General features: G+C 63.5%; 23 protein-coding genes and 1 pseudogene. 12 read left to right on the forward strand and 12 right to left on the reverse strand.

What is annotated here, in order from left to right; all coding sequences use genetic code 11:
- Positions 1–177: 177 nt before the first annotated feature.
- On the reverse strand, positions 178–690 hold the full coding sequence (locus IVA78_RS18840) for a DUF4142 domain-containing protein (RefSeq protein ID WP_247466912.1): 513 nt from the start codon (positions 688–690) through the stop codon (positions 178–180).
- A gap of 93 nt (positions 691–783) precedes the next feature.
- Between IVA78_RS18840 and IVA78_RS18845 the strand changes: the two genes are divergently transcribed.
- The 3 genes from IVA78_RS18845 (at position 784) to IVA78_RS18850 (ending at position 1,511) form a co-directional block, all read left to right on the forward strand.
- Positions 784–978 (forward strand): hypothetical protein, encoded by a 195-nt coding sequence (locus tag IVA78_RS18845; RefSeq protein WP_247279147.1) that lies wholly within the window; start codon positions 784–786, stop codon positions 976–978.
- A gap of 118 nt (positions 979–1,096) precedes the next feature.
- Entirely contained in the window at positions 1,097–1,228 is a 132-nt protein-coding gene (locus IVA78_RS34420; RefSeq protein WP_256468124.1) for a hypothetical protein, read from the forward strand.
- 79 nt (positions 1,229–1,307) lie between these two features.
- A complete protein-coding gene (locus tag IVA78_RS18850) occupies positions 1,308–1,511 on the forward strand; it encodes a hypothetical protein (protein ID WP_247279148.1) in 204 nt (67 codons plus the stop codon).
- Between the two features lie 136 nt (positions 1,512–1,647).
- On the opposite strand, the gene IVA78_RS18855 is transcribed toward IVA78_RS18850, so the two are convergent.
- The 7 genes from IVA78_RS18855 to IVA78_RS18885 all read right to left on the reverse strand — a co-directional run bounded on the left by IVA78_RS18855 (position 1,648) and on the right by IVA78_RS18885 (position 6,875).
- Positions 1,648–1,896 carry a hypothetical protein gene (locus IVA78_RS18855; RefSeq protein ID WP_247466915.1) on the reverse strand — a complete coding sequence of 83 codons (249 nt, stop codon included), beginning with the start codon at positions 1,894–1,896 and terminating at the stop codon, positions 1,648–1,650.
- Between the two features lie 232 nt (positions 1,897–2,128).
- Positions 2,129–2,647, reverse strand: a complete 519-nt coding sequence (locus IVA78_RS18860) for a DUF3147 family protein (RefSeq protein WP_247466917.1) — start codon at positions 2,645–2,647, stop codon at positions 2,129–2,131.
- Positions 2,647–2,994, reverse strand: coding sequence for a DUF3147 family protein (locus IVA78_RS18865; RefSeq protein ID WP_247466920.1), 348 nt, complete (start codon positions 2,992–2,994; stop codon positions 2,647–2,649). The genes IVA78_RS18860 and IVA78_RS18865 overlap by 1 nt, the downstream gene beginning before the upstream one ends.
- The gene (locus IVA78_RS18870) at positions 2,991–3,578 is read right to left on the reverse strand and encodes a phosphatase PAP2 family protein (RefSeq protein ID WP_247466923.1); all 588 of its coding nucleotides are present in this window, start codon (positions 3,576–3,578) and stop codon (positions 2,991–2,993) included. The genes IVA78_RS18865 and IVA78_RS18870 overlap by 4 nt, the downstream gene beginning before the upstream one ends.
- Before the next feature lie 636 nt (positions 3,579–4,214).
- Complete coding sequence (locus IVA78_RS18875; protein WP_247279153.1) at positions 4,215–4,766, reverse strand: DUF4142 domain-containing protein; 552 nt, start codon at positions 4,764–4,766, stop codon at positions 4,215–4,217.
- 85 nt (positions 4,767–4,851) lie between these two features.
- Positions 4,852–5,079 (reverse strand): hypothetical protein, encoded by a 228-nt coding sequence (locus IVA78_RS18880; protein WP_130212842.1) that lies wholly within the window; start codon positions 5,077–5,079, stop codon positions 4,852–4,854.
- An 8-nt stretch (positions 5,080–5,087) separates the two neighbouring features.
- Positions 5,088–6,875 (reverse strand): thiamine pyrophosphate-requiring protein, encoded by a 1,788-nt coding sequence (locus IVA78_RS18885; RefSeq protein ID WP_247466926.1) that lies wholly within the window; start codon positions 6,873–6,875, stop codon positions 5,088–5,090.
- 144 nt (positions 6,876–7,019) lie between these two features.
- Between IVA78_RS18885 and IVA78_RS18890 the strand changes: the two genes are divergently transcribed.
- From IVA78_RS18890 to IVA78_RS18925, 8 genes and pseudogenes are all read left to right on the forward strand, one after another.
- Positions 7,020–7,394, forward strand: coding sequence for a PRC-barrel domain-containing protein (locus IVA78_RS18890; RefSeq protein WP_247279330.1), 375 nt, complete (start codon positions 7,020–7,022; stop codon positions 7,392–7,394).
- A gap of 14 nt (positions 7,395–7,408) precedes the next feature.
- Positions 7,409–7,567 (forward strand): hypothetical protein, encoded by a 159-nt coding sequence (locus IVA78_RS18895; RefSeq protein ID WP_247279155.1) that lies wholly within the window; start codon positions 7,409–7,411, stop codon positions 7,565–7,567.
- Between the two features lie 191 nt (positions 7,568–7,758).
- Complete coding sequence (locus IVA78_RS18900) at positions 7,759–8,913, forward strand: HlyD family secretion protein (protein WP_247466932.1); 1,155 nt, start codon at positions 7,759–7,761, stop codon at positions 8,911–8,913.
- Positions 8,910–10,528: pseudogene (locus IVA78_RS18905) on the forward strand (DHA2 family efflux MFS transporter permease subunit). Before IVA78_RS18900 ends, IVA78_RS18905 begins: the two are co-directional and overlap by 4 nt.
- Positions 10,529–10,626: 98 nt before the next feature.
- Positions 10,627–11,628: a nitronate monooxygenase family protein gene (locus IVA78_RS18910; protein WP_247279157.1), complete on the forward strand. Its 1,002-nt coding sequence runs from the start codon at positions 10,627–10,629 to the stop codon at positions 11,626–11,628.
- 104 nt (positions 11,629–11,732) lie between these two features.
- Positions 11,733–12,152 (forward strand): hypothetical protein, encoded by a 420-nt coding sequence (locus tag IVA78_RS18915; RefSeq protein WP_247279158.1) that lies wholly within the window; start codon positions 11,733–11,735, stop codon positions 12,150–12,152.
- Positions 12,153–12,342: 190 nt separating this feature from the next.
- Positions 12,343–13,917, forward strand: a complete 1,575-nt coding sequence (locus IVA78_RS18920; RefSeq protein ID WP_247466935.1) for an alkaline phosphatase D family protein — start codon at positions 12,343–12,345, stop codon at positions 13,915–13,917.
- A 133-nt stretch (positions 13,918–14,050) separates the two neighbouring features.
- Positions 14,051–14,869, forward strand: a complete 819-nt coding sequence (locus IVA78_RS18925) for an aldo/keto reductase (protein ID WP_247466940.1) — start codon at positions 14,051–14,053, stop codon at positions 14,867–14,869.
- A gap of 65 nt (positions 14,870–14,934) precedes the next feature.
- Here the strand turns inward: IVA78_RS18925 and IVA78_RS18930 are convergent, their stop codons facing one another.
- From IVA78_RS18930 to IVA78_RS18945, 4 genes are all read right to left on the reverse strand, one after another.
- A complete protein-coding gene (locus IVA78_RS18930) occupies positions 14,935–15,168 on the reverse strand; it encodes a hypothetical protein (protein WP_247466943.1) in 234 nt (77 codons plus the stop codon).
- A gap of 86 nt (positions 15,169–15,254) precedes the next feature.
- Positions 15,255–15,707, reverse strand: coding sequence for a hypothetical protein (locus IVA78_RS18935; RefSeq protein ID WP_247466946.1), 453 nt, complete (start codon positions 15,705–15,707; stop codon positions 15,255–15,257).
- A gap of 317 nt (positions 15,708–16,024) precedes the next feature.
- The gene (locus tag IVA78_RS18940) at positions 16,025–17,257 is read right to left on the reverse strand and encodes a PLP-dependent aminotransferase family protein (RefSeq protein WP_247466948.1); all 1,233 of its coding nucleotides are present in this window, start codon (positions 17,255–17,257) and stop codon (positions 16,025–16,027) included.
- A gap of 52 nt (positions 17,258–17,309) precedes the next feature.
- Positions 17,310–17,837 carry a DUF3124 domain-containing protein gene (locus IVA78_RS18945; RefSeq protein WP_247279164.1) on the reverse strand — a complete coding sequence of 176 codons (528 nt, stop codon included), beginning with the start codon at positions 17,835–17,837 and terminating at the stop codon, positions 17,310–17,312.
- A 67-nt stretch (positions 17,838–17,904) separates the two neighbouring features.
- On the opposite strand from IVA78_RS18945, the gene IVA78_RS18950 reads away from it, so the two are divergent.
- A complete protein-coding gene (locus IVA78_RS18950) occupies positions 17,905–19,635 on the forward strand; it encodes a cation:proton antiporter (protein WP_247279165.1) in 1,731 nt (576 codons plus the stop codon).
- Positions 19,636–19,694 lie beyond the last annotated feature (59 nt).

Here is a 19,694-nt window from a genome sequence, read left to right on the forward strand (position 1 = left end):
AGGCGGATACGCCGACCACGGGGACGGCGACCCGATCCAACCCGAGCGGGAGCGGCACGTCCACCTCGGGCGGCAGGGATGACAATGGCGATGCGGGCCGGGACAGGATGCCGGAGAGCAACCGGACTGTGCGGCCGGAGAGTCAGCAACATCATACGAACGACAAATAAAAGACGGCTACTTGTCCGCCATAGTGCGCTCGGCCGCCTTGACCTGCGCACGCAGCGTCGGGAGCTGCTCGCGCGCCAGCGCTGCAAGCGCAGGATTGTCGGGCGCCTTCAGATAGCGTTCGAGCAGGTTGATGGCCGCTTCATATTCGGGAATCTGCGAGGCATAAAAGCTTCGGACGTAAGTTGGTCCGTCCGAAGTTTCGGGTTCGACGAGGCTCGCGCTCGCCGAGGCGGCCTTGCTGACGCGCGGCTCCGCACCGATGGTCTCTTGGATCTGTTTCAGCGCCTTGTCGCGCTTGGCCGCTTCTTCGGCGCGTAGCGCGGCAAGGTTCTTGACCTCCGTGTTGCCCTTCAGGTCGGTGCTCTCAAGCAGACCCTGCTGGAAGCGGCTGAAGGCGTAGAGGCCGCTGATGACGTCGATTGCGCTCGGCGTGGGCTCACCAAGCTGTCGCTCGCCAGTGCTATCGGCAGGCGCTGCGGTGCTGACGCACACCAGGACTATCGCGACGAGAGCTCGCATCGGTATCAATGACGGATGACGTGCGAAGTTCCCCGAACGTTACGATCCGGTAAGGGCATTGCGACCCGAGAGTTCCGCCCCCACGTCTTCGGTATGAAACAGTCTGACATTTTCAGGGACAACGCCGACAATTGTCTTCAGCTCGCCGAGCGCGCGGAAGGGCAACCCGCTTATAAGCGCTATTCGCGCATGGCGGATGCCTGGACTGCACTTGCGAGGGAGCAGGATTGGCTCGATGGAGAAATCCCGCCCGTGAGGGTCCATATCCCTCAAAAGCTGGATAGGTAGACGCTCTCGTCCTGGTGAAGCCGCGTGTGAGACCGCGCACGGAATGCAAGAGACCAATCCAGGATCATCCGTGAGTAGTCGATCGCGTTGCTTTTCGATTCCAGAAGGAGGTTTCGCAATGGCTCCACGTCTGGTTCTTCTTTCACTGATTGTCGCTTTTGGCGTTTCGGTCGCCTTCGCGACGGTCACGACCGTGCGGCAGGTGCATCTGGAAAATGCATCGGCTGCGGTCCACGCGGCGCGCAGTTAGCGTCGGGGGCTCCCGCCCGGAACAATCGACGTGCCCGCGCGTAACCGCTGCGAAACATCAAGAGAGGCGAGAGCAGATCATGGCCCATTCCGACCACGGAATCGTCAAGGACAAGCGGGCGGAGGAGCAGCCGCGTGACAAGCAGCGTGCGCAATCCGTGCACAAGAGCGATCCCAAAGGCTCACCGTCGCGGGAAGCGACACGCGATCCCAAGCTGAACGACAATGGCAAAACACCGGGCGCCGGCGCGATGCCTGACGATTCAGGAGATGCAACAGGCTAGTTCTCGGGAGGAACGAATCTCCGCGGGAAGAGTCGACGGATTGCTTCCGGTTGTCATGCCCCCGGTGCGCCGGAAGCAATCTCCAAGGACGGCCCTGGCACGCCCGTGCCGGGGTCGTTTGTTTGGTGGACCGTTCCTACGGGTTAGTCTCGCCGTCCGGCTCGCCCTGAACATGTCCGCCGGGTCCGCGGCCGAATACGCCGAAATTGCTCGACTTCACGCCGGCTGCCGCATCGACATCCGCTGCGGCCAGCCCGAATTTGAGGAGTTCGCGGACCGCTGCCGCTCGCGTCGGCATGCGATGTTTGAACCGGAAATCGTCAACAGCAGTCAACTCTTCCGGCGAGAGCATGACCTGAAGGCGTTCGGCGCGAAGATCGTTCATGGTCGATCATGCAAATTGAGCAAGTTGAGTAGTTTACTCAATGGGCGAACTAAGTAGGAGTTCCACAAGAGTCAGAAAAATCATCCCTGAAGCTATAAACATCAGAAAAATCAATAATTTGATATTGAGACCAGTTGTGCGCTGGCGCATTTCCTGACGGACGAAGTCAGGTTGTCCCGCGAGCTTTCTGGAGACAGAAGCACAGAAGCCGGTGCGTCCGAGCCCCCAGAGGTTATTTAAGGACGTGAGCACCCGGTTTCCTGATGCTACGGCAAGAAGCTCCAGCCGCTCGTTGATCGTGCCCGCGCTCGGGCTGCGGGCGATTTGAGGTGGTGCGCAGCTTCCGCCTCAACCACCATGCCGACACGGCCACCATTACCCAGGCCAGGATGGCGGCCGCGAATGCCCCGGTGATGCTTGCCGACACCATGGCGTAGAAAGCCGCTGCGAACGCTGCGAGGCCGATACTTCCGAGGCCGGCGCCCGCAGCGTCCAACGCTGCGGCCTGCTGCCCGCGTCTTCGCCCGCTGAATCCGGCTTTTTCCTTGGCGCGGCGCTCATGGCGTTCGATCAGCGTCGCGCTGGCACAGAAGATGGCGGGAAGCGCGAGAAACAGTCCGCCGATCGCGAGGCCAAAATGGCTGCCGATGAGGCCTGCCGCTACCGTCGCGAGGCCGCCCAGCACGAAGCGCACCACGTATTCGTACCAATGCGTCTGCTTCAGCGCGGATGATGACAGCTTGACCAGCATCAGGCGGCGCCTCCGAAACCCGCGAGCAGACCGAAGGAGACCACGAGCCAAACCACAAATGCGAGGATGGTGGCCGGGAGCGCCGCGAGACGAAATCTCATCAGCAGGTGGCAGACGGCGAGGCTGTAGCAGCCGAGGGCGACAGCGCCGTAGATCATGGTCCAGCTCTCGGCCGCGGCATATTGCGGGCCGTGCTGAACGACCGCGATGCCAAGCGTGGCGAGTGCGACCGACGGCGCCGCGCCGAGAAGCCCGGCAAAGCTCTTCGGCTTGAGCATGTCTCCGAAGATCGCGAAGGCGGAGACGATGATGCCGCCCGCGACGAAGCGCAGGAGATATTCCGTCATGGCCCTACTCGCGAGGCTTGATGCCGCTGCCGCTGCGATTTTCCGAACGTAAATGGCCTGAACAGTCGCTCGACGACGATTCCGAGGGTGAACCCCGCCACCACGTCGCTGGCCCAATGTGCAAGCACCGCGACGCGCGTCAACGACAGCGCCACGGCAAGCGAGCGCACCAGCCGGCGGGGAGCAGGGGCCAGCAGCCCAGCCGCCGAGGCGAGCGCGCCCATGTGCAGAGCGTGGCCGGACGGAAACGCATCACGTGGCTTTCCGGAGATAGGGATACCGTGCAAATGGCCGCGCAGCGTCAGGCGATCGGGTCTTGTCTGATCGAACACGGACTTTAGCAGGTGCGGGAGCACTGCAGTGGCCACGGAAACTGCCAATACGTGATTTGCAGCAGGTCGCGCCTCGGGCCGTCGAAGCTGCGCGTAGAGCCATCCAGCCGCGGCGAGCGCAAGCATCACGTGCTCGTCCGCAGCCCACGTCAAAGTCTGCGCGGTTTGCTCGATGCTCGAATTGGTGTGGTCCGCAATCTCATGTGCGAGCGCCTGATCGATCCGCGTGGGTTTTACTTCTACGAGGGCCATCGGTCTGGCGAGCTATCCTTCAATGACTGTTTTGTAAATTCTGTATGACAATGAAGGTTCCAGCGAGCGCCGTTGCCAGGGCTGTCCCGAGCCCCCCTCGCGGCGCCCTAGACATGGCCTGTCGCATAGCTTGCGTCTGCCGCGGCAAGCTGCACGTAGATCGAGGCTAGCTCGCCCGGCTGACCGGGACGACCGAGGGATGTCGTGCCGCCGAACTTTCCAGCTTCTCCATGGTGGCGCCGCCGGAGACCTGGAGCGGCATCCAGATCGCTCCGGGCGCGACCTGTGGCGGCCGAGCCGGCCGGAGCCTTAGTAGCTGGTCTCGCCATGATCCGGCCGCGGCTCCATGTTGCCGGCAGGGCCCGGCCAGGGCTGCGAGTGCTTCTTCGGCGGCTTCGGATAGCGGCTGACGGGATTGATCAACTCGTGCTCAGCTGTGGACGTATTTCCTTGCGCCGTTGCGGAAGCGCGAAGCCGCCGCGAGCGTTCCGCTCGCGGCGTGGCAATGTGCCGGCGCGATATCGAAGTGTTGTCCTGCTGCGCCCTGAGGATCTCCGCATTTGCGATCCAACGTGCGGAGAATGGCGTCGTGGCTCAGACGAGGACGCCGGCGGAGCCGCCGTCCTCGGCCGCTGCCTACTTGGACTGACCGACGCTCGGCGCCTTACCGAGCTCCTTGGCCATGTCGAGATGGTGCTTGAGCGCCGGCAGCGTCTTGCCGGCCCAATCCTTCAACGCGGCATTATCGCCGCCCTTGGCATACCGCTCGAACAGGGAGACGGCGTCCTCATGGGCGCTGACCTGGTAGGAATTGTAGTCGGAACTGAAGTCCTTGCCGGTCGCGCTCTTGAGCTTGTCGAGCTTGCTTTGGTGCGAACTGTCGAGCGCCGTCGGCAGCGTCGCCTGGACCTTGCCGTTGCCGACCAGTCCCTTCAGTTCGCTGCTGGTCTTGGTGTGATCGGTCACCATCTGCTGGGCGAACGATTTCTCCTGCGCATTGCCCTTCTGCTCAGCGAGCTTGCCCGACTCGATCTCGAACATGTCGCTGATGGCGACCTCCTTGACGAAGTCGGCGGTTGCCGGCGCGACGCCGAGTGCCGAATTGACGCCGGTCTTCTCGCCCAGCGATTGGGCCAATGCGGGACCTGCGAGAAGCACGCAAGCAATGGCGACGATGGTTCGTTTCATGGTCCGTCTCTCCAATTGTCGCGCGGCCACCTGCCGCGCCGTGTTGCGCCGATCAACACGCCGCGAGGGCCGAGGTTCCTAACGACTAGTCCGTGGGATTACGCCCGGTGCGCGGGTTGATGGGGTCGGTCGGCTTGCGCCGAAGCCGCTCGGGCAGAAACGGCTCGGCCGGCGCGGCGGTGGCGTCGGCGCGCACGTCGGCATGACGCTGCGCCCGCTCATGCGGTGTCCGGTTGTCGTTGAAATGCCACTTCACGTCGACGCCGTCGACCGGGTCGTTGACGCCGTGCTGAATATCGCGGAAGTCACTCATGGTTCACCTCATTGCTTTCCGGGCAGAATCGATTCCAACACCTGCCGCGCAGCTCCCTTGATCATTCCGCTTTCGTTCGGATCGCCCTTCATCAGGGCGAGCGAGAAATTCTTCGCCTGCTGCAAAGTGATGTGCGGCGGCAGCGGCGGCACCTCGGGATCGGTTTTCACTTCCAGGACGACAGGCATATCGCTCGCCAGCGCCTGCTCCCAGGCCGAGCCGAGCAGCTGGGGACTGTCGACGAAGATGCCGCGCAGGCCGATCAGCTCAGCGAAGCGTGAATAGGAGACGTCAGGAATGCGCTGCGAGGCTTCAAACTTGGGATCGCCGTTGATGATGCGCTGCTCCCAAGTGACCTGGTTGAGGTCTTCGTTATTGAAGACGCAGACGATGAAGTGCGGATCTCGCCAAGAGCGCCAGTATTTCGCGGCCGTGATCAACTCGGCCATGTTGTTCATCTGCATGGCGCCGTCGCCGACCAATGCGATCACAGGTCGGTCCGGATGGGCATATTTGGCGGCGAGCGCGTAAGGCACCGCTGCACCCATCGAGGCGAGGCCGCCGGAAAGCGAGGCGGTCATGCCGCGGCGCATCTTCAGGTCGCGCGCAAACCAGTTGGCACAGGAGCCGGAATCGCTGGTGATGATGGCGCGGTCGGGCAGGCGCGGAGACAATTCCCAGGCAACGAGCTGCGGATTGACGGGCGCGGCGGGCTGATGCGCGCGGTCGTCCAGCGTTTTCCACCATGTCGCGACATCCTGCTCGATGGCCTTGCGCCAGGCGCCGTCGCTCTTTGGCGCGAGCCGCGGCAGCAACGCGCGCAATGTGTCGGCGGCATCGCCGACGAGACCGACCTCCATCGGAAAGCGGATCGACATCATGCTGGCATCGATATCGATCTGCACGCCGCGCGCCGCACCTTCCTTGGGCAGGAATTCGGCGTAAGGAAAGGCGGAGCCTATCATCAGCAGCGTGTCGCATTCCATCATCATGTTGTAGCTGGGCTCGGTGCCGAGCAGGCCGATCGAGCCGGTGACCCATGGCAGCTCGTCGGGGAGTGCGGCCTTGCCGAGCAGCGCCTTGGCGCAGCCGGCCGATAGCCGGTCGGCGACCGCGATGACTTCATCGGTGGCGCCAAGCGCGCCGGCCCCGACGAGCATCGCAACCTTATTGCCGGCATTGAGGATGTCCGCCGCGCGGTCGAGATCGGCGTCACGCGGCGTGATGCTGGGCGCGCTGTAGCCGATGCCGGAATGCAACGTGCCGTGCGCACGGGGCGGGTCCTCGTAAGGCTCCTCCTGGATGTCGTTTGGCAGGATGATCGCGGTCGGGACTCGTCTCGCCAGGGCGATCCGCACGCCGCGATCGATCAAGTGCCGGACCTGCGCGGGCGAAGAGGCTTGTGCGACATAGGCGCCGGCGACGTCCTTGAACATCGACACCAGGTCAAGTTCCTGCTGGTAGCTCCCACCCAGCGCATTGCGCGCCTGCTGGCCGACGATGGCGAGCACCGGCTGGTGATCCAGCAGTGCATCGTAGAGGCCAGTGACGAGGTGCGAAGCGCCGGGCCCCGAGGTCGCGATACAGACGCCGAGCTGGCCCGAGAATTTCGCGTAGGCGGTCGCCATGAATGCCGCCATCTCCTCGTGCCGCGCCTGCACGAAGCCGATCTTGCCTTCAGCCCGGTTCATGGCGCCGAACACGCCGTTAATGCCGTCTCCGGGGTAACCGAAGATGTGACGCACGCCCCATTGATGCAGGCGCTGAACGATGAAGTCTGAGACGGTCTGAGACATTAGGGGCGGCTCTCTCGGTTCGGACCTGGGTAGACTCAGAGAACCTGTTGTTTTCGGCGATGTTCCTTGGCTCTTGCGGAACCGCGTCGGAACGATCGCTGACCTCGCGCCGTTGATTCACAAATGGCTGAGTGGAGAATTACGATGCTGAATCAGGGTGAACTGGACCAAAACGAGATGGGCCGGCTGATCGGAAGCGACAAGGTCGAAGGAACATCGGTCTATGGGGCCGATCGAAACCGGATCGGTTCAATCGAACGCGTCATGATCGACAAGATCAGCGGCAAGGTCTCTTACGCAGTGCTTGGCTTCGGCGGATTTCTCGGCCTCGGCAATGATCATTACCCGTTGCCCTGGCAGTCCCTGAAATACGACACCGAGCTTGGCGGCTATGTTACCGCGATTACCGCGAAGGATCTGGAAGGCGCTCCGAAATATGGTGAGAAGGCTGAGTGGAACTGGGGTGATGACGCTGCCGTACGCGGTATCAATGCCTATTACGGCGTCCCCTTCGCGTAGCAAAGGACGATGCGATGAGTAAGGAACGGCCGACCGATGATCCCCGGACTCAGAACGACTGGGGTTCGCACAGGCAGACGGACAAGCCTTGGAAGGGCAATCCGGAAAAAGAGCAGGGATCGGACAAAGTAAAGCCCGACCTCGAGAAATGGCACGAGACCAAGACGCACTAACGTCCACTTTCCGTAAGAGCGATCGAGAAGCGCAGCGCGGCGGTGCTGCGCTTTTTCTGAGCACCGCATTCACGAATGACAGCGGTGCTCCAGCAAGTCGGAACCATGCTTCGGCGCTGCGGTTGGGCTGCCGGCGCGCAAGCTTGGCTCAATTGGCTTGCGGCCGGTAGTCCCGACAAAAGGTGGTCAGCGTGGATGCTCAAACCCGGGAGCGTCGGCCGTCCGCGGAGCAGCCGCAGCGGACGAAAGAAGCTCCGAGAACGAATCCTGATCGATCCCGCGACGTCAAAGAGCAGTCGGGCGAACCGGCGCCGCCGTTGCGCGCGAGGCTTCGCCAGCATTGGCTGTTAGCAACTGTCGGCGCCATCGTACTGATCGCGGCGCTCGTCGGCGGTCTGCTCTACTGGCTTGAGGTCCGCCATTACGAGTCCACCGACGACGCTTTCGTCGCCGCGCGCAGTTTTTCGGTGGCTTCGAAGGTCGGCGGTTACGTGACCGACATCCCGGTCACAGACAACCAGCACGTCAATGCCGGCGACCTTCTCGCCAAGCTCGACGAGCGCGACTATCGCATCGCCATCGATCAAACCAATGCGCAGGTCGCGGCGGCCAAAGCGAACATCGCCAATGTCGGGGCGCAAATCGACTCCCAGCAGGAGCAGATCAAGCAGGCCCAGGCGCAGCTCGAACAGGCTCAGGCGCAACTCCAGTTCTCGCAGGAAGAATTCGCGCGCGCCCAGGATCTGGCCGAAAAGGGAGCCGGAACCGTGCAGCGCCAGCAACAGACCCGTTCCGACCTTCAGGCGCAGCAGGCCAACACCGAGCGCGCCAAGACCGCGGTGACGGCCGCGCAACTGAGCATCAAATCGCTACAAGCGCAGCTCGAAGGCGCCAAGGCGCAGCTCGGGCAATCGCAGGCGCAGCTCGATCAGGCCAAGCTGAACCTGCAATATACCAGCGTCGTTGCGGCGCAGTCCGGTCGCGTCGTCAAGCTCTCCGGCGCGAAGGGCACATTCGTCACCGCCGGGCAGAGCCTGATGATGTTCGTGCCCGACCAGGTGTGGATCGTGGCCAACTATAAAGAGACCCAGCTCAACGACATGCGGTCGGGCCAGCCGGTAGAGATACGCATCGATGCCTATCCCGGCCGCAAGCTGACCGGCCACGTCGATTCGGTGCAACCGGGTTCGGGCACCGCGTTCAGCCTGCTGCCGGCGGAGAATGCCACCGGCAACTACGTCAAGGTGGTGCAGCGTGTGCCGGTAAAGATCGTGGTCGACAACTGGCCGCCCGATCTGCCGGTCGGACCGGGCATGTCGGTCGTGCCCTGGACCAGGGTGCGATGACGGACGTCGCGCAAGGCGGCGCGGCCGCCGGCGGTTGGTCGCCGGAGCGGTCGGCGGCGGGCGGGCACAATCCCTATCTGATCGCCTTCGTGGTCTCGATCGCGACCTTCATGGAGGTGCTCGACACCACCATCGCCAACGTCGCATTGCGCCACATTGCCGGCGGGCTCGCGGTCGGCATCGACGAGAGCACCTACGTCATCACCAGCTATCTCGTCGCCAACGCCATCGTGCTGTCGATCTCGGGCTGGCTGTCGACCGTGATCGGCCGCAAGCGCTTCTACATGATGTGCGTCGCGACGTTCTCGATCGCGTCGCTCCTGTGCGGCTTCGCCTGGAATTTGCAATCGCTGTACTGTTCCGGATCTTGCAAGGCCTTGGTGGCGGCGGCATGGCGACCAGCGAGCAGGCGATCCTCGCCGATTCCTTCCCACCGCATAAGCGTGGTCAGGCCTTTGCCATCTACGGCGTCGCCGTCGTGGTCGCGCCAGTGATCGGGCCGACGCTCGGCGGCTGGATTACCGATACGTATACTTGGCACTGGGTGTTCCTGATCAACGTTCCCATGGGATTGCTGTCGTTGTTCCTGGTCGGCACGCTGGTCAAAGAGCCGTCGGGCGCAGAGGAGGAGAGGGAGAAGCTGCTCAGCAAGGGTCTGCGTGTCGACTATGTCGGTTTCGCCCTCGTCGCGATCGGGCTCGGCTCGCTCGAATTCGTGCTCGACGAAGGCCAACGCAATGACTGGTTCGGATCGAACATGATCGTCGTCTTCGCGGTGCTCGCGACTGTCTCGCTGCTCTCGCTCATTCCCTGGGAGCTGACGCGGGAGCAGCCCATCGTCGACCTTCGCCTGCTTGGCCGGCGTCAGTTCGCCGCCTGCTTCCTCGTCATGCTCGGCACCGGCGCGGTGCTGATCTCGACGACGCAGCTCCTGCCGCAGCTGCTCCAGACCGAGCTGAACTACACCGCGATGCTGGCCGGTCTCGCGTTGTCGCCCGGTGGCGTCGCGACGCTGGTGCTGATGCCGGTGGTCGGCCGCCTCGTCGGCATCGTGCAGCCGAAATATCTCATCATGTGTGGTGCCGCCATCGTCGCGTTCTCGATGTGGCATCTCACCGGGCTGACCGGCGACATCACCTACGGCTACGCTGCGCTGTCGCGCATCTTCCTTGCGCTCGGTCTCCCCTTCCTGTTCCTGCCGGTGACGACCGCCTCCTATGACGGCATCCCGCCGGACAGGACCAACCAGGCCTCGGCGCTGATCAATGTCGCCCGCAATATCGGCGGCTCCATGGGTGTCGCGCTGGCGCAGACCATTCTGGCGCAGCGCCAGCAATTCCACCAGAGCCGCCTGATCGAGCATGCCGCGCCGTCCGATCTCGGCTACCAGCAGACCATCGACGCCATGACGCGTTACTTCCAAGCGCAGGGCTCCAATGCAAGCGATGCCGCGTCGCAGGCGGTCGCATGGGTCGGCAAAACCTTGCAGCAGCAGATCGACCTCCTCGCCTATATCGACGTGTTCTGGACGCTTGCCATTGTCGCCCTGCTGATGATCCCCACCGCAGCCGTGCTCCGCAGGATCGATTTGCGCGCGCCGGCGCGGGGGCACTGACGGGCTCTCCGCCCCGTTCAGAGAGAAAGGGTGACCGCGGCACGAGACTGCGGCTAGACTGAACCTGACATCAAGCAAAGCCCTGGGAGGAAACTGACGTGAAGACCGCGATCACCGAACTGTTCGGCATCGAGCACCCGATCATCCAGGGCGGCATGCATTTCGTCGGCTTTGCCGAGCTGGCCGCCGCCGTCTCCAATGCCGGCGGGCTCGGCATCATCACCGGGCTCACGCAGAAGACGCCCGAGCTGCTGGCCAAGGAGATCGCGCGCTGCCGCGACATGACGGACAAGCCGTTCGGTGTGAATCTCACCTTCCTGCCGACCTTCTCGGCGCCGCCTTATCCGGAATACATCGCGGCCATCGTCGAAGGTGGCATCAAAGCAGTGGAGACCGCGGGCCGCAGCCCGGAAGCATACATGCCGGCGCTGAAGGCGGCCGGCATCAAGGTCATCCACAAATGCACCTCGGTGCGCCACTCCCTGAAGGCGGAGCGGATCGGCTGCGACGCCGTCAGCGTCGACGGCTTTGAATGCGGCGGCCATCCCGGCGAGGACGACATTCCCAACATGATCCTGCTGCCGCGCGCGGCGGAAGAGTTGAAGATTCCCTTCGTCGCCTCTGGCGGCATGGCCGACGGGCGCAGCCTGGTCGCGGCGTTATCACTCGGCGCAGCCGGCATGAACATGGGCACGCGCTTCATCGCCACCAAGGAAGCGCCGGTGCATCAGAACGTCAAGAACGCGCTGGTCGCCGCCACCGAACTCGACACCCGCCTGATCATGCGGGCGCTGCGCAATACCGAGCGCGTCCTGAAGAACGCCAATGTCGATCGCCTGCTCGAGATCGAGCGCGAGAAGGGCACCAAGCTCACCATCGACGACATTCACGACCAGGTCGCGGGTGTCTATCCCAGGATCATGCTGGATGGTCAGATGGACGCGGGCGCCTGGAGCTGCGGCATGGTCGCAGGCCTCATCCACGACATTCCCTCCTGCAAGGAGCTCGTCGACCGCATCATGAGTGAGGCGGAAACCATCATCCGCAGCCGCCTGATGGGGTTCCTGGATGGGACGGAGACGACGCGAAAAGTCGCCTGACTCCGCCAAACTTCTTAACCACGGCGGCAATTGGCCGCTGGAATTGCGCGTGGCGCCTCCTAAATAGGGCTAAATTACCCCTTCATCAATTTCAGGAGGTGCTCGTGGTCCTGAAAAGCGTTCCCTTTGCAATTGCCGTGGCGCTCGTGCTCGCAGGGGCGGACCTCGCGCATGCTGACGGCTACAAGCCTGACGAATATCTGGGTCTCGATCTGTCCAAGGCCGTACTGTCGCCGAAGCGGCTTGGCCCGGAGACGCAGTTCGCGCCGGTCGCTTTGGAGGCACGCGGCGGCAACGAGGCGCAGGCGCGCGCCGAGCCGATGGACGTGCCGAAGAAGGTTGCCGCCGAACGCGTGCACGTGGCCGAGCCCAAGGTCGGGCATGCCCGGAGCGCCCAGCCGCGCGGTACGGCGCGCACCAAACTCTCACATCGCCACGGCAATCCGCTGGACGCGCAGGCAAGGGACACGCGCATCCAGACCTGGCCGTGCCGCTCCGGCGGCATCTGCAATTGGAAGCGTTAGTCGCAGCGCTGCTGCCTCTTCACCTCGCCTCCGCAAGCGGGCGAGGAAGCGCATCTGCACCGTGGTTACGCTTGCCAGTCGAAACCGTCATGCGCGCGTCGCAAAATCGTAGGCGCGAAGTCAAGAAACCGTCAGGATAGAGTCAAGGAGCGCAGGCACCTTTCGTTGCGATTCGACGAAGGTTTCCTGAATGGCAACGCTCCGCGCCGCGCGGGCCTGGACCCGGCGGCAATTTTTGGTCCATTCAACCTCCAGTCTCGCCGTCGCCTCGCTTGGGACGCTCGCAAAGCCGCATCTCAGTCGCGCTGCCGACCGTCCGCAGATCACGAGCGGCATCCAGTCCGGCGATGTCTCTGGCGGCTCCGCCGTGATCTGGGCGCGCGCCGACCGAGCGGCGCGGATGCAGGTGGAGTGCTCGACCCTCGAGAGCTTCAAGGCGATCGTCGCGTTGGCCTCCGGCGATGCGCTGCCCGAGGCCGATTTCACCTCAAAACTGCTGCTGAAGGATCTGCCTCCCGGGCAGGACATCTTCTATCGCGTCCGCTTCGACGACATCGCGACCGGGATTGCCGGCGAAAGCCGCGTCGGCCATTTTCGCACCGCACCGGCCGCGGGCCAGTCGATCTCGTTCCTGTGGTCCGGCGACACCGCGGGGCAGGGCTGGGGCATCGACGTCTCGCGCGGCGGATATCGCAGCTATCGCACCATGCTCGACAACCGCCCGGATTTCTTCATCCACTCCGGCGACCACATCTATGCGGACTGCACCATTCCTGCCGAACAAAACCTGCCGAACCGCGAAATTTGGCGCAACATCGTCACCAAGGAAAAATCCGAGGTCGCGCACACGCTGGCGCAGTTCCGCGGCAATTACAAATACAACCACCTCGACGAACACTTTCGCGCCTTCCATGCCGAGGTGCCGATGTTCGCGCAGTGGGACGATCACGAGGTCACCAACGACTGGTCGCCGACCGGCAGCTACGACGCCGCCGGTTACGAGCACGACGGCACGCCGCTCTTGGTCGCGCGCGCCCGCCGCGCGTTCTTCGATTTCATGCCGATCCGCGACGTTGGCGCGCGGCAGGGTCGGGTCTATCGCAAGATCGCTTACGGCCCGCTGCTCGACGTTTTCATGATCGACATGCGGAGTTATCGCGATGGCACCTGGAATAAGGGAAGCGACCATCGCGGCTGGATCCTCGGCACCGAGCAGCTCGCCTGGTTGAAGCGCGAGCTCGCTGCCTCACGCGCGACCTGGAAGGTGATTGCGGCCGATTTGCCGATCGGCCTGATCAGCCTGGACGCCGTTGCGCTCGGCAGTGGGCCGCCCGACCGGCGTGAGCACGAGATCGCCAATCTGCTGGCGTTCATCAAGCGCGCCGGAATCCGCAACATCGTCTGGCTCACTGCCGATATGCACTACACCGCCGCGCACTACTACGATCCTAACAAGGCGCAATTCCACGACTTCGATCCGTTCTGGGAGTTCGTCTCCGGCCCGCTGCATGCCGGCACCTGGGGCCCGGGCGAACTCGATGACACCTTTGGTCCGGTCGCAATGTACCAGCACGGCTGTAGCGCTGCGCAGGGCGAGAATCTGGCGCCGTGCTTCGGCTTGCAGTTCTTCGGCCGGGTCGACATCGACGGCCGCAGCGGTGTGATGAGAGTGACCTTGAAGGACGTCGAGAATCGCGATCTCTGGTCAGTCGATATCCAGCCGCAGCAGCAGCCACGACCGGCCGTCGTGGCGCAGCATTCGTAGGCCATTAACTCGATCTTGATTGGCCGCCCGGCGTCTCCCGCGCTATGGTCGCTACTCCCGCCACTTCCTTTCCATCAGCGAAGAGTCTATCACCGCGCGTCTGGCGCGATGAACTACGTCAGGAGTCTGTTTCATGCACCATCTGCAGACACAGGGCATCAGCATGCCCAAGCTCGGCCTCGGCACCTTCCGCATGCAGGGCGATGCCTGCCGCGCCGCGGTCGAGAGCGCGCTGTCGATTGGCTATCGCCACATCGACACCGCCGAGATGTACGCCAATGAGGAGTCGATCGGTTCGGCCATCGCCGCTTCCCGCCTGCCGCGCGGCGAACTGCACGTCACCACAAAAGTCTGGCACGAGAATCTGGCACCGGAGGCGATCCGTCGCGCTTTCGACGCCAGCCTGAAGAAGCTCAGGCTCGACCATGTCGACCTCTATCTCGTGCACTGGCCGTCGAAATTCGCCAATTGGGGCGCGGTGTTCGAGACCCTGATGAAGCTCAAGGAGGAGGGGCGGACGCGGGCGATCGGCGTTGCGAACTTTACCACCGCGCTGCTCAAGATTGCCGTCGAGGACATCAAGGCGCCAATCGCCTGCAACCAGGTCGAATATCACGCCATGCTCGATCAATCGAAGGTGCTGACCTATCTCAATGCCAGGAGCATTCCGCTGGTCGCCTATTGCCCGCTGGCGCAGGGGCGCTTCGCAATGGATCCGGTGCTGAGCGAGATCGGGGTTAAGCACAACGCGACTGCGGCTCAAGTGGCGCTGAAATGGTTGCTCGATCAAGACGGCGTCGTGGCGATCCCGAAGGCGTCGCGGCGCGAGAGCCAGCAGGCCAATCTCGATGCCCTGAAGATCACGCTCGACGATGCCGACCGCGACAAGATCGCCGCACTGCCGAAGGACAGGCGCTGCGTCAATCCCGGCTTCGCGCCGGCGTGGGATTAGCCCTGGAGTGCTTTCGAACGCAAAGAAATGGCCCGCGAGGGGCCATTTCCATGCTGCGTTGCGCTTTAGTCCCAGTGATGATGGCGATGACTGCGCTTGATCACGACGACCTTGTCGCCGCGATGGTGCCAGCCGCGATGCAAGCCGTGGTCACGATGCATGCCGTATTCGGCGCGGGCACCGTACGGGCCGTGATGATGATGACCGCGCTTGATCACCACCGTCTCGGCGCTCGCCAGCGTCGGCGCTGCGATCACGATCGCGCCGAGAGCTGCAACCACATAACCAAGCTTCTTCATGATGTCCTCCTCCAATCGAATGCACATCTAAACCGTGCATGCACGCGAACGTTCCGGAGGAACGGCGGGAGAATTCTGAACGGCTGTTAATCACAGCGTTGCTGTGCCGGTGTTGGCGCGCCGGTCGCGACGTATTTGCCGTCTCTGATCGTGTACTCGCCGCGCTCGCTGCGATTGTAGATCGCGCGCAGGCTGCCATCCTTCTGCAAGAGGAGTCCGAATTCGCGCGTCTGATGGAGCGAGGGGAAGAACATCATCACACTGAGCAGGCCTTCGGCATTGACCGTAGCGGAGACGACCTCGCTCTCGTCCTTGGCGTCGCCGAAGTTGCGCCGGTACATCACCCGGCCGTCCTTCCTGATCTCGTAAGTCAATAGCGCGCCCTTGTCGCGGTCGGGCCGAGCCGCGCAGTCGACGGCCCAAGAGCCGAGCAGGCCCCATTGTTCGACCCTTACCGCAAGCGTCTCGGCATGCGCCGCGGACACGAGTGCGACCCACGGCAGCGCAGCCGCGATCCAGCGGCTCAAGCAACGCGTCATGTCCTGGCAAGCCCTCCGCCTCGTAGAATTCCAAAGAAGAGCATCCCGCTCACGGCCGCCCACGCTGGCTGCCGATCGCGCGCGAATCGGATCCGGGTCAATGAGGGCGGCCGTTTCCGGGTAGCATGCACTTTCCGAAGGCGAACGTGGATAGACCAATGCTGAATCAAGTCGTCAATCTTGCGGGGCGAAGGGATTTTCGAGCGCTACGTCGCCCAGATCGAGGCCGGTAAGGGCAACGTCTCGGTCGTCCTCTTGCTGCCTCTTGCTGCGGCTAGCCTCCGCATCCGCGGCGGCCAGTCCCAGGTGGCGTGGTATCAGGCCCTCCTCTCGACGTTGGCACTGCGGGCCGGCACGCCAAATTCCTTGCGGCAAACCTCGGCCAGTACGGCGACACCCTCACGGATCTGCTGATGCGTGGGGCTCGCAAAGCAGAGCCTTAGTCGCGAGCTGGAATGGTTCTTGTTGGTCGACCATTCCGGCCCCGGATTGATCGAGACGCCGGCGGCAAGCGCGGCTTGATACAGTTTGAGCGTATCGACCTGGTCGGGCAGTTTCACCCAGAGGAAGATGCCGCCCTTGGGCTCCTCGAACTCGGCCGCCGTCCCGAACTGCTCGTTGAGGGCCTCCATTAACGTATCGAGCTTGGTGCGCAACGCTTTCGTCAGTGCCGGCACATGGCTCGCGAAGTGCGGCTTGCAATAGGTCGCGAGCACCATCTGCTCCAGCGCGCCCGAGCCGGCATCGGTCTTCAGCGCCAGCATTCGCGACATCACATCCCAGGGCGCTACGACGAAGCCGACGCGCAGCGCCGGCGCGATCGATTTCGAGAACGAGCCGATATGGATCACGCCGCCGTTTCGGCTCATGGCATGGATCGCCGGCGGCCGCTGCCCGGACCAGACGAGGTCGGCATAGCAATCGTCTTCGAAGATCGGCACGCCGTATTCGGATGACAGGCGCAGCAGCTCGGCGCGTCGGCTCTCCGGCATGATACTGCCGGTCGGGTTCTGCACGGTCGGAATCGTGTAGATGTATTTCGGCCGGATGCCGCGGTTCTTCAGATCGGCGAGCGTGGAGGCCAGCACGTCCATGCGCATGCCGTCCTTGTCGAGGGGGATGCCCACCACGTTGACGCCGAGCCGCGCCAGGCGAGTCAGCGAGCCCTGATAGCTCTCCTGCTCGAAAATGACGGTGTCGCCGCGCGCTAGCAGCGTGGCGTTGACGAGATCGAGCGCCTGAAGCGAGCCGGAGACGATCAGGAGGTCGTCGACCGTGCAGGTGATGCCGGCATCGCGCTTGAGCTTTGTCACCAGGAATTCGCGCAAGGGCAAATACCCCTGAGGTCCATGCGCCAGCCCATAGGTGGCGAGCGAGCGGCCCTCGCGCCGTAGTGCCAGGTTTGTCGCCTCGATCAGGCCCTCGAGCGGCACCTGTTCGGAGTCGTTGTTGCCGCCGATGAAGCTGTATTTGGCAAGGCCCGTCCAGCGCGCGGAGGGGGCAGGCAGCCCCGCGGGAAACAGGGGTGCGAAGTCGAAGCTGGACGTCATGGGCGTTCCTCGTCTTGTTCTTGTTGGGCGGCCGACGTTGCACCGGCCTGTCTTACTTCTTGCCGGCCGTCCGGGTCGGACGTCCCTGGCTGATGAAAGCGTAATGCGCATTGGCGACGCCGCCAACCATCAAGGCTTCGACCACGGGCTCGGCGATCTCGCTTGTTGCGGCCCAGTCGACGAGAAAATTGGCTCCGGTCCCGCCGCGTACGTCGTCGGTCGGAATGAAGATCGAGACGGTGGCGAGCGGTCTCAAGGCGACCGGCGCCTTCAGATAGCTCTCGACCTGCTTGCCTGCGGTGTCGAAATAGGCGATGCGTTTGACCACCAGCGGCTGGGTCTCGGAGGCGTTATGCACGCTCAGCGTCACCGAGAAGTCGACACGCAGCTTGCCCTGGCTCATCGCGACGCTGGAATAGGCGGGCACGTAGAACCCGCCGGATACGGCGAGTTCGTCCTTCGGCAGCGCGGTGAGCGAATCGGCAAAGCTTTGTTCGATACTGATTTTCGATTGCGCGGCGGCGGGCACGGCATAGGCGAGGGGGCATAGCAGCATTGCTGCGAAGAGCCCTTCGCGCATGTGACGAATTGCTCGCTTGCCGCACCGCGACCCATCTCTAGGGTGCGGCAAAACGGACCAATTTGGCATGCACGAGCTCATTCGCGACATCACTCTCTGTATTCTGTTTGCCTGGATGCTGGGCCTGCTCGCCCATTTCTCCCGGCAGCCCCTGATCCTGGCCTACCTTATCGCCGGCTTCTGCATAGGTCCATTCGGCGCCGGCTGGGTCAAATCGCAGGAATCGATCAGCGTCATCTCGGAGCTCGGCCTGATCTTCATGCTGTTCATGATCGGGCTGGAGATCGACCTGAAGAAGATCGTGCGGGCGGGAAAGGTGATCCTGTTCGCGGCAGGCGGCCAGCTGCTCGGGGGCTGCCTGCTCGGGGTTCTGTTCTTCGTCGGCATTGGCTTGTCCCTCGGCGGCGGGCATTTCGATGCGGTCTATCTCTGCGTCGCTTGCGCGTTGTCGAGCACCGTCATCATCGTCAAGGTGCTCTACGAGAAGCGCGAGCTCGACACGCTGCCGGGCCGCATCACCCTCGGCGTGCTGGTGCTCCAGGATATCTTCGCCATCCTGTTCCTGGCGGTGCAGCCGAGCCTGGCTAATCTGCAAGTCAGCGTCATCCTGCTCTCGATCGGCCGCGTCGCGGTGCTGGTCGCTGCCGCGCTGTTGGTCAGCCGCTATGTGCTGCCGCGCCTGTTTCACCAGATCGCCCGGCGGCCCGAGCTGATCCTGCTCGGCGCGCTGGCCTGGTGCTTTCTTGTCGCGGAGATGGCGGAGCGGCTGTCGCTGTCGCGCGAGATGGGCGCCCTGATCGCCGGCGTCTCGCTTTCGACCTTTCCCTATGCGCTCGACGTCACGGCCAAGGTCACCACGCTTCGCGACTTCTTCATCACCCTGTTCTTCGTCGCACTCGGCATGACCATCCCCGTGCCCGGCCTCTCCGTGATCGGGCTCGCTTTGATGATCGCGGCGTTTACCGTGGTGAGCCGCCTCGTCACCACCTTTACCCCGCTTTATCTGATGAAACAGGGGCTGCGCGCCAGCCTGTTGCCGGCCCTCAACCTCGCCCAGATCTCCGAGTTCTCGCTGGTGGTGATCCAGACCGGCATCGCCGACCACCACATCGCAGCCGAGACGGCGAACGCGGCCTCCTTTGCCTTCGTGGTTCTGGCCGTGCTCTCGACCTTCGTGATGACGCGCAGTGACGAGATCACCCGCTGGATGATCGGGCCCCTGAAGCGGATTGGCCTGCGCGACCTCGATCATGGCAGTGGCCATGCCGAGGAGGCCCATGAGGGCGGGCACGGCGAGGCCCGCCGCATCGTCATCCTCGGCTTTTTCCGTGCGGCGAGCGCGCTGCTAGCCGAGATCGAGCGGCAGGCTCCGGTGCTGCTGGAGCAGATCACGGTGGTCGATTTCAACCCGAATGTGTACCAGACCCTGCTCTCGCGGGGACTGCACGTGATCTATGGCGACATCAGCAATGTCGACACGCTCCTCCATGCCGGCATCGGCAAGTCCGAGATCATCATCCTCAGTGTGCCGGATTCGCTGCTGAAAGGCGCCACCAACGAGAAGCTGGTCCGCCACGTCCGCGCGCTCAACCCCACCGCCCTGATCGTGGCCACGGCCGACCTCCTGGCTGACGTCGGCGAGCTCTACGAGGCCGGCGCCAGCTATGTCACGGTGACCCGGCTCAGCGACGCCCACGAGCTGTTCACGGTGATCGAAGCCGCCCAGGCCGGCCTTCTGGCCGACAAGCGCGCCGAGCTCGATCAACGGCTCGGCGAGCGGCGCGAAGTGCTGCCCTGACCGGCCGGCCTTCCTCTCCGGCGCTCGCGGCCTATATCCTTGATATCTTCGCTGCAAGC

It is taken from the genome of Bradyrhizobium sp. 137 (assembly GCF_023074095.1).
Classification (GTDB): domain Bacteria; phylum Pseudomonadota; class Alphaproteobacteria; order Rhizobiales; family Xanthobacteraceae; genus Bradyrhizobium.

Coding starts and splice junctions, on each gene's coding strand:
- IVA78_RS18935 (WP_247466946.1), bottom strand. CDS start 15,707: ATGACGCGTTGCTTGAGCCGCTGGATCGCGGCTGCGCTGCCGTGGGTC.
- IVA78_RS18855 (WP_247466915.1), bottom strand. CDS start 1,896: ATGAACGATCTTCGCGCCGAACGCCTTCAGGTCATGCTCTCGCCGGAA.
- IVA78_RS18870 (WP_247466923.1), bottom strand. CDS start 3,578: ATGGCCCTCGTAGAAGTAAAACCCACGCGGATCGATCAGGCGCTCGCA.
- IVA78_RS18945 (WP_247279164.1), bottom strand. CDS start 17,837: ATGCGCGAAGGGCTCTTCGCAGCAATGCTGCTATGCCCCCTCGCCTAT.
- IVA78_RS18845 (WP_247279147.1), top strand. CDS start 784: ATGAAACAGTCTGACATTTTCAGGGACAACGCCGACAATTGTCTTCAG.
- IVA78_RS18880 (WP_130212842.1), bottom strand. CDS start 5,079: ATGAGTGACTTCCGCGATATTCAGCACGGCGTCAACGACCCGGTCGAC.
- IVA78_RS18875 (WP_247279153.1), bottom strand. CDS start 4,766: ATGAAACGAACCATCGTCGCCATTGCTTGCGTGCTTCTCGCAGGTCCC.
- IVA78_RS18840 (WP_247466912.1), bottom strand. CDS start 690: ATGCGAGCTCTCGTCGCGATAGTCCTGGTGTGCGTCAGCACCGCAGCG.
- IVA78_RS18850 (WP_247279148.1), top strand. CDS start 1,308: ATGGCCCATTCCGACCACGGAATCGTCAAGGACAAGCGGGCGGAGGAG.
- IVA78_RS18895 (WP_247279155.1), top strand. CDS start 7,409: ATGAGTAAGGAACGGCCGACCGATGATCCCCGGACTCAGAACGACTGG.
- IVA78_RS18890 (WP_247279330.1), top strand. CDS start 7,020: ATGCTGAATCAGGGTGAACTGGACCAAAACGAGATGGGCCGGCTGATC.
- IVA78_RS18950 (WP_247279165.1), top strand. CDS start 17,905: ATGCACGAGCTCATTCGCGACATCACTCTCTGTATTCTGTTTGCCTGG.
- IVA78_RS18885 (WP_247466926.1), bottom strand. CDS start 6,875: ATGTCTCAGACCGTCTCAGACTTCATCGTTCAGCGCCTGCATCAATGG.
- IVA78_RS18940 (WP_247466948.1), bottom strand. CDS start 17,257: ATGACGTCCAGCTTCGACTTCGCACCCCTGTTTCCCGCGGGGCTGCCT.
- IVA78_RS18860 (WP_247466917.1), bottom strand. CDS start 2,647: ATGCTGGTCAAGCTGTCATCATCCGCGCTGAAGCAGACGCATTGGTAC.
- IVA78_RS18925 (WP_247466940.1), top strand. CDS start 14,051: ATGCACCATCTGCAGACACAGGGCATCAGCATGCCCAAGCTCGGCCTC.
- IVA78_RS18930 (WP_247466943.1), bottom strand. CDS start 15,168: ATGAAGAAGCTTGGTTATGTGGTTGCAGCTCTCGGCGCGATCGTGATC.
- IVA78_RS34420 (WP_256468124.1), top strand. CDS start 1,097: ATGGCTCCACGTCTGGTTCTTCTTTCACTGATTGTCGCTTTTGGCGTT.
- IVA78_RS18920 (WP_247466935.1), top strand. CDS start 12,343: ATGGCAACGCTCCGCGCCGCGCGGGCCTGGACCCGGCGGCAATTTTTG.
- IVA78_RS18865 (WP_247466920.1), bottom strand. CDS start 2,994: ATGACGGAATATCTCCTGCGCTTCGTCGCGGGCGGCATCATCGTCTCC.